This is a genomic window from Paenibacillus thermoaerophilus (genome assembly GCF_005938195.1).
GTDB classification, from domain to species: domain Bacteria; phylum Bacillota; class Bacilli; order Paenibacillales; family Reconciliibacillaceae; genus Paenibacillus_W; species Paenibacillus_W thermoaerophilus.
In genome coordinates this window covers 18,559-35,257 of the sequence record NZ_VCQZ01000028.1, presented here as the reverse complement: position 1 = coordinate 35,257, position 16,699 = coordinate 18,559, and the positions used below count along the sequence as shown (strand labels likewise).

The 16,699-nt window shown below is 54.8% G+C and carries 11 protein-coding genes and 2 CRISPR repeat arrays; of the genes, 8 read left to right on the top strand and 3 right to left on the bottom strand.

Going from position 1 to position 16,699, the window contains the following annotated elements:
- Window positions 1–153: 153 nt before the first annotated feature.
- Window positions 154–994: a CRISPR direct-repeat array (repeat unit 32 nt; unit sequence GTCGCTCCCCACGCGGGAGCGTGGATTGAAAC).
- 193 nt (window positions 995–1,187) lie between these two features.
- Genes cas3 through cas2 form a run of 7 tightly spaced genes read left to right on the top strand, consistent with a single transcriptional unit; the run spans window position 1,188 to window position 8,929 of the window.
- The gene (gene cas3, locus FE781_RS15560) at window positions 1,188–3,401 is read left to right on the top strand and encodes a CRISPR-associated helicase Cas3' (protein ID WP_138790538.1); all 2,214 of its coding nucleotides are present in this window, start codon (window positions 1,188–1,190) and stop codon (window positions 3,399–3,401) included.
- A gap of 18 nt (window positions 3,402–3,419) precedes the next feature.
- The gene (gene cas5c, locus FE781_RS15555; protein WP_138790537.1) at window positions 3,420–4,082 is read left to right on the top strand and encodes a type I-C CRISPR-associated protein Cas5c; all 663 of its coding nucleotides are present in this window, start codon (window positions 3,420–3,422) and stop codon (window positions 4,080–4,082) included.
- Window positions 4,083–4,089: 7 nt separating this feature from the next.
- Window positions 4,090–5,940, top strand: a complete 1,851-nt coding sequence (cas8c, locus tag FE781_RS15550; protein WP_170209565.1) for a type I-C CRISPR-associated protein Cas8c/Csd1 — start codon at window positions 4,090–4,092, stop codon at window positions 5,938–5,940.
- Between the two features lie 32 nt (window positions 5,941–5,972).
- Window positions 5,973–6,878: a type I-C CRISPR-associated protein Cas7/Csd2 gene (gene cas7c, locus FE781_RS15545; protein ID WP_138790535.1), complete on the top strand. Its 906-nt coding sequence runs from the start codon at window positions 5,973–5,975 to the stop codon at window positions 6,876–6,878.
- Entirely contained in the window at window positions 6,875–7,579 is a 705-nt protein-coding gene (gene cas4 / locus FE781_RS15540; RefSeq protein ID WP_211346382.1) for a CRISPR-associated protein Cas4, read from the top strand. The genes cas7c and cas4 overlap by 4 nt, the downstream gene beginning before the upstream one ends.
- Before the next feature lie 12 nt (window positions 7,580–7,591).
- Window positions 7,592–8,620, top strand: coding sequence for a type I-C CRISPR-associated endonuclease Cas1c (gene cas1c / locus FE781_RS15535; protein WP_138790533.1), 1,029 nt, complete (start codon window positions 7,592–7,594; stop codon window positions 8,618–8,620).
- Window positions 8,621–8,635: 15 nt separating this feature from the next.
- Window positions 8,636–8,929 (top strand): CRISPR-associated endonuclease Cas2, encoded by a 294-nt coding sequence (gene cas2 / locus FE781_RS15530; RefSeq protein ID WP_138790532.1) that lies wholly within the window; start codon window positions 8,636–8,638, stop codon window positions 8,927–8,929.
- 172 nt (window positions 8,930–9,101) lie between these two features.
- A CRISPR array of direct repeats spans window positions 9,102–13,265; the repeat unit is 32 nt; unit sequence GTCGCTCCCCACGCGGGAGCGTGGATTGAAAC.
- A 100-nt stretch (window positions 13,266–13,365) separates the two neighbouring features.
- On the opposite strand, the gene trxA is transcribed toward cas2, so the two are convergent.
- The 3 genes from trxA to FE781_RS15515 form a co-directional block, all read right to left on the bottom strand.
- Window positions 13,366–13,683, bottom strand: a complete 318-nt coding sequence (gene trxA / locus FE781_RS15525) for a thioredoxin (RefSeq protein WP_138790531.1) — start codon at window positions 13,681–13,683, stop codon at window positions 13,366–13,368.
- Window positions 13,684–13,709: 26 nt separating this feature from the next.
- Window positions 13,710–14,087 carry an IDEAL domain-containing protein gene (locus tag FE781_RS15520; protein ID WP_138790530.1) on the bottom strand — a complete coding sequence of 126 codons (378 nt, stop codon included), beginning with the start codon at window positions 14,085–14,087 and terminating at the stop codon, window positions 13,710–13,712.
- Between the two features lie 84 nt (window positions 14,088–14,171).
- The gene (locus FE781_RS15515; protein ID WP_138790529.1) at window positions 14,172–14,600 is read right to left on the bottom strand and encodes an RrF2 family transcriptional regulator; all 429 of its coding nucleotides are present in this window, start codon (window positions 14,598–14,600) and stop codon (window positions 14,172–14,174) included.
- A gap of 204 nt (window positions 14,601–14,804) precedes the next feature.
- Here FE781_RS15515 and htpG point away from each other — a divergent pair, with 204 nt between their 5' ends.
- Entirely contained in the window at window positions 14,805–16,685 is a 1,881-nt protein-coding gene (gene htpG / locus FE781_RS15510; protein ID WP_138790528.1) for a molecular chaperone HtpG, read from the top strand.
- Window positions 16,686–16,699: the final 14 nt, after the last annotated feature.

The window sequence follows — 16,699 nt, the reverse complement described above, 5'->3', positions numbered from 1 at the left end:
CGCCTCCGGCTCCTCCAGAAAATTATGTCATAGCTACATGACTTATCCATCTTTCAGGATGGTCGATGGTTGAAAATCTAAGAACGAGTGAGAAAACGCGAGAAAACATTAAATAATAGTGGGAGGAAATCACAGTGTCAACCGGCTGCATGAGTCGCTCCCCACGCGGGAGCGTGGATTGAAACTGATAACGACGCGGGTTCTACGGGTGGAGATGCCGTCGCTCCCCACGCGGGAGCGTGGATTGAAACAGATATGCGCTGATTTCTTCGAGATTGGTTGCGGCGTCGCTCCCCACGCGGGAGCGTGGATTGAAACATCCCGGGATTGGTATCGCCATGTGGCATAGTCCACGTCGCTCCCCACGCGGGAGCGTGGATTGAAACTTCGCTTCAGGGGTCGGGGCTCGTCCAGCTCCAGTCGCTCCCCACGCGGGAGCGTGGATTGAAACGGCTATGTCTCGGCAGCGTCTCCCGGATCGCCCTGTCGCTCCCCACGCGGGAGCGTGGATTGAAACGGCTATGTCTCGGCAGCGTCTCCCGGATCGCCCTGTCGCTCCCCACGCGGGAGCGTGGATTGAAACTCCGCCCGATTCTGGATGGATATAAGACCTTCTTTTCCGGTCGCTCCCCACGCGGGAGCGTGGATTGAAACAATCATCGACCGTGGAGGCATCGTCCAAGTTCGCCTGTCGCTCCCCACGCGGGAGCGTGGATTGAAACCTCAAATTGTCCATTGCCGTCGTCAACTCCCGCTTAAGTCGCTCCCCACGCGGGAGCGTGGATTGAAACGACACCATCCTTGCGATGCTGGCGCAGCTCATAAAGTCGCTCCCCACGCGGGAGCGTGGATTGAAACATCTTCAGTGCGTCATTGACCGTTTTCAGCATAATGGGTCGCTCCCCACGCGGGAGCGTGGATTGAAACGACAAGACGACGTTCCAAGTCCACCGGCTCATGTAGTCGCTCCCCACGCGGGAGCGTGGATTCGCTGTTCACTTTTTTGATACAAAATGTATCTAATATTTGCGGCTGGAATAGCAGGAATTTATCCCTTCGAACAAGAATAGTTTCCCAGAACTAGCAACCATCCCAGAATTTCATTTTGTTTTTAGGACTTTCGTTCCTTACCCCAACCTTTCTCCCTTAAATTCGACGGTTGTCATCAAAAAGGAGCGGATTGACGATTGTATTACGCGCATCGTACCGATTCCTCCGATAAGAGCGGTTGGCAAAAATTAACCGACCATTTGCAGAACGTCAGCGCGAAAACCTCCGAGTTCGCTTCTGTCTTCGGCGCGGGCAAATGGGGAGCGATTGCGGGATTGCTGCACGATGCCGGGAAATTCTCGAAGGCTTTCCAACGCCGATTGAACGGCTCCCCGGAACCGGTCGATCATGCGACGGCCGGCGCCCAATATATTGATAAAGCTTGGAATCAAGCGAAAATCGCGCGAATCCTAGCTTACATCATTGCCGGACATCACGCGGGATTGGCTGATTTCGGCTCGGATGCGTCGGATGAGCGAACGCTGTCCCGCCGCCTCTTGAAAAGCGTCGAACCTTTCAAGGAAGCCTTGGAGGAACATCTGAAGATCGGCCCTCTCTACCCTTTGCCATTGCCTATCAAACCCGGAGTCGATCCCGGATTGCAGCTCTCTTTGTTTACGCGAATGCTGTTCTCCTGCCTGATCGACGCTGACTCCATCGATACGGAGCTGTATGCCGACCGATCGCGGGCGGAACTGCGCGGGAACACCCCCTTGCTCGTCGACCTGTTTGATCGTTACCGGCATTACATGGAGAATCGCTTCGCCAATCCCGAAGGTTTCATTAACATCATCCGATCCGAACTCTTGACGGAATGTCTGTCGAAAGCGGATGCTGCTCCTGGCCTGTTCACCCTAACCTTGCCGACAGGAAGCGGGAAGACGCTGATTTCACTCGGATTCGCCTTGCGCCACGCTGTTCGCCACAACTTGCGCCGAATCGTGTACGTGATTCCCTACACCAGCATCATCGAACAGAATGCGCGAGTGTTTCGAGAGGCCGTCGGAGCGGATACCGTGCTGGAGCATCACTCCAATGTCCAGCACGAGATCGAAGAAGATCTGGAAGAGGCAGACGAGTTGTATAAATGGAAAAAAAAGCGGATGCTCGCGGAAGAAAACTGGGATTATCCGATCATTGTCACGACCAATGTGCAGTTTTTCGAATCCTTGTTCGCCAATAAACGTTCCCGTTGCAGGAAGCTGCATAATCTGGCAAATAGCGTCATTATTCTCGATGAAGCGCAAATGATGAACGGGGAATTGTTGAAGCCCAGCCTCTATGCGCTGGAGGAATTGTCCAGAAACTACGGCGCTACGATCGTGTTCAGTACCGCTACTCAGCCGAATCTGCAAGCCTTATTCCCGAAGCCCGTTAAGATTGAGGAAATAGTCGCGGACGTGCCCAAACGCTTCGAGCAATTCAAAAGAGTTCGGCTTGAATCCATGGGATTGACGAATTACGACCGGATCGCCGAGCTCATGTCCGGCGACCCTCAAGCTTTATGTATCGTGAATACCCGCAAGGCAGCCAGAGAACTGTTCGAAAAAATGCGCTTGCTGGTTGCGCCGGAAGCCTTGTTCCACCTCAGCGCCCGGATGTGCCCCAGACACCGGGAAGCGAAACTGAAGGAGATCCGCGGGCGTCTGGAACGCGATCTGCCTTGTGTCTTAATCAGCACACAGCTTATCGAATGCGGAGTCGATGTGGACTTCCCCATCGTTTACCGGGAGCTGGCGGGGCTGGACTCCATCGCCCAAGCCGCCGGACGATGCAACCGGAATGGCAATCGCCCGGTCTGTACGGTATTTGTTTTCGAAACGGACGAGACCCCGAGACAAGGCTGGTTCGGTATAACGGCAGGAGCTGCTCAAACCATCCTACGGCGTTACCCGGAAGACCCTCTTTCTCTCGCGGCGATTGGGGACTACTTCAAGGAATTATATTTCTATCAGACCCTCGCCCAAGACAAGACGGACAAGCACAACATTCTGGGGCTGCTGAACGAACAGGTTCGGGAATTTGCTTTTCCATTTGAAACGGTCGCCCAACGGTTCCAGTTAATCGAGACGGCAGCCAAACCCGTTATCGTCGAATACGACGAAGCGGCCCGAGAAGCCCTGGAAGCGCTGCGCCATGCCGATCGAATCGGGACGATCCTGAGAAAACTCCAACCTTACGTTGTCCAGTTGTACCCGCAAGAATTTGCCGCCTTCCGCCATGCCGGGGAGATCCTAGAAGTGCGTGAAAATGTGTTTGCGCTATCGTCCCCCGAACGCTGGTACGACCGTGAGATCGGCGTAAAGCCTTTTACTCAGGAGAACCACTTACAAGAAATCTATATATTCTAGTCAACTGGAGGAGGCGCCATGGCCTACGGAATCAAGCTCCACGTCTGGGGAGACAACGCATGTTTTACCCGGCCCGAGATGAAAGTCGAACGTGTCAGCTACGATGCGATGACCCCCTCTTCGGCTCGCGGCATCCTGGAGGCCATCCATTGGAAGCCGGCCATCCGCTGGGTCATTGACCGCATTCACGTCCTCAACGAGATTCGATTCGAGAACATCCGCCGGAACGAGATTGAAAATAAAATTCCCGTCTCCGCAATCAAAAACGCAATAAGCGGCAAATCCGCCTCGCTGTCGCAAGTCGTGACGGAAGAACGGCAACAACGGGCGACCTTGATGCTTAAAAATCCGGCTTATATCATCGAAGCGCATTTCGAGATGACGCAGGCGGCTGGAGCCGAAGATTCGCCCGAGAAGCACTACAACATCTTCCTCCGCCGGGCGCGGCAAGGCCAATGCTTCCACCGCCCTTATCTGGGATGCAGGGAATTTGCCGCGCAGTTCGCTTTGATCGAACCGGATTCGAAGCTCCCTCCTTCCTACTACGCAGGTTCAGGCGACATCGACTTGGGATGGATGCTGCACGATATCGACTACGGCGACAGGATGATTCCCCGCTTCTTCCGGGCCACGATGCGGGATGGAGTCATTCAAGTCCCGGTCTTTGGGGAAAGGGCGTGACATCCGCATGATTATTCAGGCGCTCCATCAGCGCTATCTGAATCTGGCCGATGATCCGACCTCGGGCATCAGCCCCAGATATTTCTGTTCCGCCAAGATCTCCTATCTCCTGGAGATTGACCGCGACGGGAATCTGGTTGGCGTCCGGGACATTCGGGACGATTCGGGAAAGAAGAAGATCCCGATTGTCGACATCGTACCGGAACAACCGAGCCGTTCCAGTGGGATAAATCCCTATTTTCTTTCCGACAAAGCAGAGTACATCATCGGCCATTATCCGGCGATGGCAGACGACAAAGACACACAAAAAAAATCCGCCGACGCGCGCAAAAAATACGAAGCTTCCAAAGCATTGGCCCAGACCGTCTTGTCGGACGTGAACGACGAAGCCGCGCAGGCCCTTCTCAAATTTTACAAGAAATGGGACCCTTCTTCCGTCCGCGATCACCCTTTGCTGCAAGACTATATGAGCGATCTGGACCGGGGAATCGATACCCAAATGGCTTTTCGGCTGGAGACGCAGCACCAGATGATTCACCAGTTGGAGACCGTCAAGCAGGCGTGGATTCGTTACCGCCAGCAGGAAGACTCCGCCTCCGAATACTCGGGGCAATGTCTGTTGACCGGGGAATACAATGTCCCGATCGCCCGAACGCATGAAAAAATCAAAGGGGTCCGGAACGCCCAATCGGCAGGCGCATCGTTAATCTCGTTTAACTTTCCATCCGCGGAATCTTACGGCAACACACAGAGCTACAATTCGCCCATCGGCAAAGACAGCATGTTCGGCTACACGACCGCGCTGAACCACCTTCTGGCATCGCCTCGCAACCGGATATGGATCGGGGATATGACGGTCGTCTTCTGGTCGGGACAAGCTGCCGCAGCCGAAGAGACGGAACCGTTTTTCGCTTCCTTTTTCGATTCAAGCTACGTTCCGCCCGAAGACTCGTCCGTCACCCGCCAGCTCCGAGATGTGCTGGAGCGCGTGCAAAAGGGGGCAAAACTCGAAGCGGAGATGGTTCCGCATACCGATACGCCATTCTATGTCCTGGGGCTATCCCCCAACAACGCCCGGCTTGCCGTCCGCTTTTTCTGGCAGGGGCATTTCGGGAACCTGATCGAGAAACTCGGCCAACATGCCGCCGATTTCGCCTTATCGGGACAAGACGAAGGCTTCGGCGATACGCCGACGGCTTATCGGATATTGGCCGAAACCATGCGGGTCGGTGCAGACGGCAAAAAGGTCGGGGACGGCCCGCCGCCCCGGCTTGGCGGCGAATTGTTCCGCTCGATCGTCGAAGGGAGAACTTATCCTTATTCGCTGTATACGCTCATCATCAATCGGGTTCGGGCGGACGGCATGATCAACCGGTTGCGCGCATCGATCCTGAAAGCGTACTTGACGCGATATGGCCGCATTCAGAATTACAACCGTTTCGAGGAGGAATTGACATTGAGTTTAAATCCGAACGCGCAGGAACCCGCGTACCGGTTAGGGCGGCTGTTCGCCGTCCTGGAGCGGGCTCAGCAAGAAGCCGCAGGAGGTCCGGGGAAGATTAACGCCACGATCAAAGACCGGTATTTCAACGCCGCCTCCTCCAATCCGGCCGCGGTTTTCCCCATACTGATCAAATTGTCTCAGCACCATATGAGCAAAGCCCGATACGGCGATTTCCGCGACCGCGAGATGCAGGAGATCCTGCAGGGCATCGAAGCTTTTCCCGCCCATCTGGACCTGCAGCGTCAAGGTCTGTTTATTCTGGGTTATTACCATCAAAAGCAATCGTATTTCGCGCAAATCAAAGCGGCCGCCGACGCCAAGCTGGAAGCCGCTGCGGCCGAAGCCGACTCTTAATCTTCAAATCCATATAGAAAGGCGAGATCCCCATGTCGATTCTGGAACAACAATTGACCGAGCAACAGCAAAACCAATCCGTCCTTGCAAAACGCGTCGAATTCTCCCTGTTCTTCGAAGTGACGAACGGCAATCCGAATGGTGACCCGGACGCGGGCAATATGCCCCGAATCGATCCGGAGACCGGATACGGCATCGTGACCGACGTCTGCCTGAAGCGCAAAGTCCGCAACTATATCGAATTGACGCGCGCCGGGCAAGAGCGTTTTCATATCTACGTCACGGAAGGCGGCGTTCTGAACGAGCAGCACCGTAAAGCTTATCGGGCTATACGCCCCAACGAGGCCGACAGCAAAGAATTAAAACCGAAAAATGCCGAAGAAGCCGCTCGTCTGACCGCCTGGATGTGCGATAACTTCTACGATATTCGAACGTTCGGCGCCGTCATGGCAACCAAGGTCAACACCGGTCAGGTGCGGGGGCCCGTTCAATTCACTTTTGCCAGAAGCATCGATCCGATCTTCTCCCAGGAGGTTACGATTACCCGCCAAGCCGTCACCCAGGAAGGCGCGGACAAGGATCGCGAGATGGGACGCAAGCATGTCATTCCGTATGCCCTGTATCGGATGGATGGCTATATCTCCGCGTATTTGGCGGAGAAAACCGGCTTCTCCGAAGAAGACTACCTCATCCTGCAGGAAGCGCTGCTGAATATGTTCGAACACGATCATTCCGCTTCCCGCGGGCAGATGGCCGTACGCAAGCTGTTCTTGTTCGAGCATTCGTCCAAGCTGGGGAACGCTCCCTCCCATCGATTGTTCGATTTAGTGAAGGTGAAGAAAAAGACGGAAGGACCGGTTCGCTCAATCCACGACTATGCGTTTATCGTCGACCATGAGCAAGTTCCGAATGAAGTTCGGTTGGTCGCCCATGAATGACCATGACTGAAAATCGTCATTTTGCCGAGGATGACTTGCTCCTGATCTCCGGAATTCAGCACTATGCTTTCTGTCCGCGACAATGGGGACTGATCCATATCGAGCAGCAATGGGCGGAAAACGTTCTTACCTTCGAGGGAAGGCAGATGCACCGACGCGCCGACGATCCTTATTTCAGCGAAACCCGAGGGGATGTGCTCGTATCTCGAGCCATGCCCCTTGTTTCGTATCGGCTCGGGTTATACGGCGTCGCCGATGTCGTGGAATTCCATGCCGTAATCGATCCCGATGAAAAGAACAAAGTCAAGCTGAAAGGCCGCAGGGGATGGTGGATTCCGTATCCGGTCGAATACAAACGCGGAAACCGCAAGCCTGACGATTGCGACGAAGTTCAACTGTGCGCGCAGGCCATGGCCCTCGAAGAGATGCTGAATGTGCGGGTTGAGGAAGGAGCGCTGTTCTACGGCGAACGGGAACGCCGGGTTCCGGTTCGTTTCGATTCCGTTCTGCGGGAACGTGTCCATCGGCTTGCCGAAGACATGCACCGGCATTTTGCCGGCGGCCGGACTGCCGAAGCCGTATATGAGCCGAAATGCACGAGATGTTCGCTAGAAGCGTTATGTCAGCCCAAATCGAATTCCCGGTCTGCCTCGCGTTATCTGCAAAATTATTTGTCGGATCTGTCGGCATCGTCCGATTAGGAGGGATTAGCGATACGCAAATTGTTGAACACGCTGTACATCACCGCCCCCGACAGCTATCTGGCCCGGGATGGCGAAAACGTTGTCGTCCGCAAAGAGGACCAGATTGCGTTTCGCATTCCCATTCATAATTTGGAGAGCATCATCATGTTCGGTTACGCCGGCGCCAGTCCTTCTTTTATGCACTTATGCATGGAGCGAGGAGTGTCGGTTTCCTTCTTGCAGGAAAATGGAAAATACCTGGGCAGCGTTGTTGGAAACGTCAAAGGCAACGTCCTCCTGCGCCGGAGACAGTATCGGATGGCCGACGGACCCGAAGCCGTTACGCTTGCCAGCCGGTTCGTATTCGCCAAAATAGCCAATTCGCGGACGGTGCTCAGGCGCGCTCTGCGGGATCACGAAGAGTCGATCATGTCCGAGAATGTCGTTCGGAGCAGCGATTTTCTAAAGCGGTATATGAGGCGCGTGCTTGCAAGCGCAACTCTCGACGATGTGCGAGGAGTCGAAGGAGATGCGGCTCGACGGTACTTCTCCTCGTTTAATGAACTCATCTTGACCGACAAAGAGCATTTTTGCATGCGCGGCCGAAATCGCCGGCCTCCGCTCGATCGTGTAAATGCCATGCTTTCCTTCCTCTACGCCCTTCTGCGTACGGATGTTCAATCCGCACTGGAAACGGTCGGACTGGACCCGGCCGTCGGATTTCTCCACCGCGACCGGCCAGGCCGCCAGAGCTTGGCGCTCGATCTGATGGAGGAATTAAGGGGCTACATGGTAGATCGGTTAGTTCTCTCGCTGATTAACCGCAAGCAGATCAACCCCAAGGATTTTCTGTTCAAGGAAAACGGGGCCGTGCTTTTGAAGCCGGATTTGAAGAAGGAACTCATCGCATCCTGGCAGAAGCGCAAACACGAGGAAATCCGCCACCCGTTCTTGAAGGAGAAAATAGCTTTGGGGCTTCTCCCCTATGCGCAGGCCTTGCTTCTTGCCCGATATATCAGAGGAGACCTTGATGATTATCCGCCATTCCTGTGGAAATAAGGGAGGCATAGGCTTATGATGGTTCTCATTACGTACGATGTGGAAACCGCTACGGCTGCCGGTAAAAGAAGGCTTCGCCAAGTTGCCAAGCACTGCCTAAACTATGGACAGCGTGTGCAGAACTCGGTTTTTGAATGCTTGGTTGATCCCGTTCAGTTCAAACAGTTAAAAGCCACACTTGAAAAAACAATCGATCCCAGCAAAGACAGCCTCCGCTACTATATGTTGGGCAGCAATTGGAAAAATCGTGTGGAGCATGTCGGCGCTAAAGAAACTTATGACCCGGAAGGACTGCTGTTTATCGAGTAAGATGCGCGAACCCCAAGCTCACATGATTTCCCTGGGAGGTTCGCACCTCAAGCAGGACAAGGCTTGGCGGGTTTTTCCGACTGAAAAATCACGTTCAAGCCCCCCTTCCGAAACCAGGTTCGCGAAAATAACCTTCAGAACCCTTGCGTAGCAAGGCTTCTCGCATCATGCAGTCGCTCCCCACGCGGGAGCGTGGATTGAAACTCCGTCAGCTTCCCGAATCTCCAGCGTCACTGGCAGTCGCTCCCCACGCGGGAGCGTGGATTGAAACCAAACATATCAAAGTCATCGTAGAAGGTTGCTTCGCGTCGCTCCCCACGCGGGAGCGTGGATTGAAACATATTGCGTTTAGAATATCGCAGATTTCCTGATGAGTCGCTCCCCACGCGGGAGCGTGGATTGAAACGTTAATAATCGCTGTGTACCGTCTTCTTGCGGCTCCGTCGCTCCCCACGCGGGAGCGTGGATTGAAACCGCTTTCTGCTTTTCGCAGCGTCTAACGCCATTGCCAAGTCGCTCCCCACGCGGGAGCGTGGATTGAAACTTATGGAGATTGAAGTAAACTTCGACGCTCTGACCGTCGCTCCCCACGCGGGAGCGTGGATTGAAACGCCTCGAAATCCATGTAATAAATCGGATCGACGAGTCGCTCCCCACGCGGGAGCGTGGATTGAAACGAAGACGTCAGGCGCCTTTTTGAAGACGTTAGAGGTCGCTCCCCACGCGGGAGCGTGGATTGAAACCCCGTTATGCGGCGGCGTTTCCCATGCTATGCGCGCGTCGCTCCCCACGCGGGAGCGTGGATTGAAACTTTATTTCGCCTATGAATACTTCGGCGAAGACTTGTCGCTCCCCACGCGGGAGCGTGGATTGAAACCGTGTCGATCCGTGGACATGTACATGATTTGGGCCAGTCGCTCCCCACGCGGGAGCGTGGATTGAAACTGCGTTATTATGAGTTCGATATCTTTGGCGAGTTGGATTAGTCGCTCCCCACGCGGGAGCGTGGATTGAAACTCGTACAGTCCGTATGTCGCCACGCTGCCCGGGTGTCGCTCCCCACGCGGGAGCGTGGATTGAAACTGTTCTATGGTAAAGATAGTAAAGAATGGTTATTCTGGTCGCTCCCCACGCGGGAGCGTGGATTGAAACATTCCACCCCATCAACATGGACTGGTTTTACCAGAGTCGCTCCCCACGCGGGAGCGTGGATTGAAACATGCAAACACCCCATTCACATAGTATGCTTGTTTGTCGTCGCTCCCCACGCGGGAGCGTGGATTGAAACCCCGTTATGCGGCGGCGTTTCCCATGCTATGCGCGCGTCGCTCCCCACGCGGGAGCGTGGATTGAAACCATATTCGCCAACGCCGCCCGCGCCGCTTCTGCACGTCGCTCCCCACGCGGGAGCGTGGATTGAAACACGAACAACGTTGCCGGTCGTGTCGCAAAATTTTTCGTCGCTCCCCACGCGGGAGCGTGGATTGAAACAACGGCACTAAAAAAGAATATGTCATTGTGCACAGTCGCTCCCCACGCGGGAGCGTGGATTGAAACTCCGTACAGATCATTCTTGTAGAAGAACCGCCGGAGGGTCGCTCCCCACGCGGGAGCGTGGATTGAAACAATAGCGGCGTTTGCCAATCCGACAATAGAAGCAGGGTCGCTCCCCACGCGGGAGCGTGGATTGAAACATCAAGCTGTTCATTGGAAGCGTACCATGCAAGGTGTCGCTCCCCACGCGGGAGCGTGGATTGAAACTTAGCTTTAGCGGACTTGGTGCAAGACAACGAAAAGTCGCTCCCCACGCGGGAGCGTGGATTGAAACGTTGCAAAAAATACTCGGGCACACTTCGCTCGAAGTCGCTCCCCACGCGGGAGCGTGGATTGAAACTGCGTTAAAAAGGATATTGCGTTTAATTGCGTCGAGTCGCTCCCCACGCGGGAGCGTGGATTGAAACTTTCGCCTTGCGCGCTTGGTATTCGATGTTGTCCGTCGCTCCCCACGCGGGAGCGTGGATTGAAACTGTGGCTCCGTCTAGTTTGAGCTTATCCGCCGCGTCGCTCCCCACGCGGGAGCGTGGATTGAAACACGATGGCAAGATAGATTTCTGTCAGACGGGCATCGTCGCTCCCCACGCGGGAGCGTGGATTGAAACCGATTGGAGCCGCGCCCGCTTCTTGTCCTCTTGGCGTCGCTCCCCACGCGGGAGCGTGGATTGAAACGACAAATCTTGCTGCCGTATCCATACGAAATACCGTCGCTCCCCACGCGGGAGCGTGGATTGAAACTATATCGTCATAGGTATAATCTTGACAAGAGGAAAACGCGTCGCTCCCCACGCGGGAGCGTGGATTGAAACAATTGTAAACCGCATGTACCTGACGTTCCTACGCTTTTGTCGCTCCCCACGCGGGAGCGTGGATTGAAACATTCATAGTCAAATATTGTCAACTGTTTACCTTTGAAAAGTCGCTCCCCACGCGGGAGCGTGGATTGAAACACGCCCTTGCGCTCAACTGCTAGATACGCCGTCCGCAGTCGCTCCCCACGCGGGAGCGTGGATTGAAACATGGGTATTGACTTTGCGTTAGGTAAAACGCGCGGCGACGTCGCTCCCCACGCGGGAGCGTGGATTGAAACCACTAGGTAAGCTATTGCCATAGTCTCATCATGTACGGGTCGCTCCCCACGCGGGAGCGTGGATTGAAACTCAAGTACGCCGCGCCGTATAATCGAATCATTACGCCGTCGCTCCCCACGCGGGAGCGTGGATTGAAACTTGCGTAATCCCATTCCTGTCGATAATTCGCCAGTCGCTCCCCACGCGGGAGCGTGGATTGAAACCGTTTGCATCCACCTTTTTCAGCAGAGCATAGTTGAGTCGCTCCCCACGCGGGAGCGTGGATTGAAACGATTTTGGCCTCGTTGTCGTCGAGGTCCTTTACGTCGCTCCCCACGCGGGAGCGTGGATTGAAACTTCTCGGTGCTGGAAGTATAAAACCGGCAATCTTTGGGTCGCTCCCCACGCGGGAGCGTGGATTGAAACCTTGGTGAGCCCTTGTGCCAAACGAGCGACGTAAGTCGCTCCCCACGCGGGAGCGTGGATTGAAACGCCATCCTCGTTGATGATGTTCAGCTTGACCTTTAGTCGCTCCCCACGCGGGAGCGTGGATTGAAACGTCTGTGGCTTATGATGTCCTGGGCATAGATGCGGATGAGTCGCTCCCCACGCGGGAGCGTGGATTGAAACACCTCCTCATGCGATTTTCTTGAGCCGTTGCCGCTCATGTCGCTCCCCACGCGGGAGCGTGGATTGAAACAATCGTCCGCGTCTCGTCGTCATATCCGACCTCAGTCGCTCCCCACGCGGGAGCGTGGATTGAAACGATTTGCGGGTAGCCTCGCGCGTCCATCTGCACGTCGCTCCCCACGCGGGAGCGTGGATTGAAACAACATCGTCTTTGTAACCTTTTGGTAAGGCCCACTGTCGCTCCCCACGCGGGAGCGTGGATTGAAACCGATCGAGGAGCTTGTCAACCACAGGCTCACGTATAAGGGTCGCTCCCCACGCGGGAGCGTGGATTGAAACCGGTCAGTGTTTTCGGACGTGTATACTTTTAGCACTCGGTCGCTCCCCACGCGGGAGCGTGGATTGAAACTTCAGCTTTTACGGCATCGGCTTGAGCTTTTAACGAGTCGCTCCCCACGCGGGAGCGTGGATTGAAACCTGCCGGACTTGCGGGCCGCAAGCGATAAAATGGTCGCTCCCCACGCGGGAGCGTGGATTGAAACTCCCGGAACTTGACCGCAAGGCCACGCAGAAGGCCGTGGTCGCTCCCCACGCGGGAGCGTGGATTGAAACTGCGCCTCGATCCACGCGTTTACCTTGTGAGCGTTAATGTCGCTCCCCACGCGGGAGCGTGGATTGAAACATCTTTCTTGGCATTGCCCTTGCCTGTCGCGAAGTCGCTCCCCACGCGGGAGCGTGGATTGAAACGGCACGAACATTGACGTTACACATACCCATACCGACGTCGCTCCCCACGCGGGAACGTGGATTGAAACGACTGAATCTAGTTTTACGGAGTCAAATTTCACCAGTCGCTCCCCACGCGGGAGCGTGGATTGAAACACACCTCCACCAAATTTCCGAACTCATCAAACCTGTCGCTCCCCACGCGGGAGCGTGGATTGAAACGGGCTGCTTGGGACTTGTACCTAAAATCAAAAGATTGTCGCTCCCCACGCGGGAGCGTGGATTGAAACTTGCGTGATGGATGGCGAGCTTATGCTAGACAAAGTCGCTCCCCACGCGGGAGCGTGGATTGAAACATCTGCTTGCCCTCCGCGTCTCGCCGCCGCGCGCTGGTCGCTCCCCACGAAAAAAGAGCAGCAGCCAACTTCTTTTGGCTGCTGCTCTCCACCTTACCACTTACCCCAGATGCTCCCGAACCGCCGCTTCCAGCTCCGCCAGAGGACGAACCCCGACCAGCGTGTTTACTTCGACGCCATCTTTGAACAGTTTGAGCGTCGGAATGCTCATCACGCCGAAGCGTCCGGCCGTCTCGGGGTTTTCATCCACGTTGATCTTCGCGATCGTCGCGGCATCTCCGAGCTTCTCGCTCAGTTCATCCAGAATCGGCGAGATCATTCGACACGGACCGCACCAAGGTGCCCAGAAATCGACCAGTACAACGCCCTCTTTTATGGTTTGTTGAAACTCCGCATCTGTCGTATGAATAACTGCCATCTGTATCGTCTCCTTTTTGTTCTGAATTATTCCTGGATGCGATGAAGTGCCGATGGGCGGGTGCGGGACGGGGCCCCTGCCGACCGATCGGCGGCAGCCGACGGCAGAGCCGCAAGCCGAGCGCTCAATTCTTCAAACCATTCCCGATCGCGCGTCGCCAACGCCAGATCGATCAGGCTTCTCAGTTCTTCGGCGGCGGAAGGAGCCGTGTCCGGCATCCGTTTGACCTTGGCCGATTGCGCCTCCACCGATGTTCCGACGGCGTCCTCGCGGTCGCTCTGCGTGACGCGGATTTTCACGATGCCGTTATCGTTCACCGATTCGACGAATCCGATCAGTTTCTCATCCTGCGTCGATGTGCCGCTGACCCAATCGCCTTCTCTGATCCGTACGATTGCACCCATTCCCCTTCACCCTCTCCGTTTGATTTTGCGGATCTTCCTAATCTGTCACTAAAAATGTGATAGTTAGGACAGACCAAGACATCGTTACGACTTTTGCTGCAATTGCCTTACTCGCTCCAACACGCCGCTGATCGTCGTTCCCTGCAGATGGACCAGCAGCTGCTGCTCCGCTTCGCAGAAAATTTGATCCATCACCTCCGCCATATGGCAGGCGACCATGCAATCTTCGTCCACCTTGCCCGAACACCATCCCGGCTTGATGGACCCGATGGCCGTGGCGGCGTATATCTCGGCAAGCGATACCTTGTCGGGATCGCAACTGAGCATAAATCCGCCTCCGATGCCTTCCTTCGCGGCGACAAAGCCGCGCTTCTTCAGACAGCTCATCACCTTGCGCAGACGCGATGGATGGGTGTTCACGTTGCGGGCGATCACGTCGCTGGTCGCCATACGATCCGGTCGGTATGCGAGGTAAACCAAGCTGTGCACCGCAATCGTAAATTCGCTATTCACCCGGCAATCCCCCTCTCCATCGGCTTACTGTTATTATAACGATCACAGTTTGAGCTGTCAATCCGCGTCTGACCCTATCCTATTGACACCCCAAAAACGGTTATGGTATACCAAAGTTGATGATTAGCACTCTGCCTTAGTGAGTGCCAACATTCTCTTCATGCCGCTGAAAGCCAGGATTCGATATCGAAAGGAGCTCTCGACGTGGCTAAAAAACAATTTAAAGCTGAATCCAAGCGTCTGCTGGACTTGATGATCAACTCGATCTACACCCAGAAGGAGATCTTCCTCCGGGAACTGATCTCGAACGCCAGCGACGCCATCGACAAAATCTATTACAAAGCGTTGACCGACGATCGTCTGACGTTCAACAAAGACGATTACTACATTAAAATTATACCCGATAAAACCAACCGCACCTTAACCATCTCCGATACGGGCATCGGGATGACAGAGGAGGAGCTGGAGAACCATCTGGGCATCATCGCCAAGAGCGGCTCCCTCGCGTTCAAGCAGGAGAACGAAGCCCGCGACGGACATAACATCATCGGGCAATTCGGTGTCGGCTTTTATTCCGCCTTCATGGTCGCCGACGTCGTAACGGTAATGACGAAGGCGCTCGGCAGCGATCAGGCCTACAAATGGGAATCGGCAGGCTCCGACGGTTATACCATTACGCCATGCGAGAAAGCGACCGTGGGCACCGACATCATCCTGAAGATCAAAGGCAACACCGAGGACGAACGGTACGACGAGTACCTCGAAGAATACCGGCTGCGTTCGATCGTCAAGAAATACTCCGATTTCATCCGCTACCCGATCAAGATGGACGTCAAGCGGACAAAGCTCAAAGAAGGCACCGACAACGAATACGAGGAAGTCGTCGAAGAACAAATCCTCAACAGCATGGTGCCGATCTGGCGCAAAAATAAAAACGAGCTGACCGATCAGGACTACGAGAACTTCTACATCGAGAAGCGGTACGGCTTCGACAAGCCGCTCAAGCACATCCATATCAGCGCAGAAGGAAATATCGTCTACCGCGCCATCTTGTACATCCCGGAGAAGACTCCCTTCGATTACTATACCAAGGAATACGAGAAAGGCCTGGAGCTCTACTCCAACGGCGTCCTGATCATGGACAAGTGCGCCGACCTCCTTCCGGATTATTTCAGCTTTGTCAAAGGGATGGTCGATTCCGAGGATTTGTCGCTCAACATCTCCAGGGAAATGCTGCAGCATGACCGTCAGCTCAAGCTGATTGCCAAAAACATCAACAGCAAAATCAAAAGCCAACTGCAAAGCATGCTGAAGGACGAACGTGACAAATACGAGACGTTCTACAAGGCGTTCGGCCGCCAATTGAAGTACGGCGTCTACAGCGACTACGGGGCGAACAAAGAAACGCTGCAGGACCTGCTGATGTTCTACTCCTCCAAGGAGAAAAAGCTGGTGACGCTGGACGAATACGTCTCCAGAATGCCCGAGGGTCAAAAGTATATTTATTACGCGACCGGGGAATCCATCGAACGGATCGACAAGCTCCCGCAGACCGAGCTCGTCGCCGACAAAGGCTACGAAATTCTGTATTTCACCGACGATATCGACGAATTCGCGATCAAGATGCTCATGAAATATAAAGATAAGGAATTCAAATCGGTATCGAGCGGCGATCTCGGCATCGAAGCGGACGACAAGGAGAAAGAATCCGATGCGAATGAGTCCGAGCATAAGGACTTGTTCGAGTCGATGAAAACCATCCTGGCGGACAAAGTCACCTCGGTCAAAGCGTCGAAGCGGCTGAAATCCCATCCTGTCTGCTTGTCGACCGAAGGCGAAGTCACGATCGAGATGGAGAAAGTGCTCAAAGCGATGCCCGGCGCTCCGGACGTCAAAGCCTCCAAGGTGCTGGAAATCAACGTGAACCATCCGGTGTTCCAATCCTTGAAAAAGGCTTACGAGAACGACAAGGAAAAGCTGGCGCTTTACACGAACCTGCTGTACAGCCAAGCGATGCTGATCGAAGGGCTGCCGCTGGAAGACCCGGTTCAGTTCACCAACGACGTCTGCAAGATGATGGTGTGACGACTCGGACGCAT

Coding starts and splice junctions, on each gene's coding strand:
- cas4 (WP_211346382.1), top strand. CDS start 6,875: ATGACCATGACTGAAAATCGTCATTTTGCCGAGGATGACTTGCTCCTG.
- cas7c (WP_138790535.1), top strand. CDS start 5,973: ATGTCGATTCTGGAACAACAATTGACCGAGCAACAGCAAAACCAATCC.
- cas2 (WP_138790532.1), top strand. CDS start 8,636: ATGATGGTTCTCATTACGTACGATGTGGAAACCGCTACGGCTGCCGGT.
- trxA (WP_138790531.1), bottom strand. CDS start 13,683: ATGGCAGTTATTCATACGACAGATGCGGAGTTTCAACAAACCATAAAA.
- FE781_RS15520 (WP_138790530.1), bottom strand. CDS start 14,087: ATGGGTGCAATCGTACGGATCAGAGAAGGCGATTGGGTCAGCGGCACA.
- cas8c (WP_170209565.1), top strand. CDS start 4,090: ATGATTATTCAGGCGCTCCATCAGCGCTATCTGAATCTGGCCGATGAT.
- cas5c (WP_138790537.1), top strand. CDS start 3,420: ATGGCCTACGGAATCAAGCTCCACGTCTGGGGAGACAACGCATGTTTT.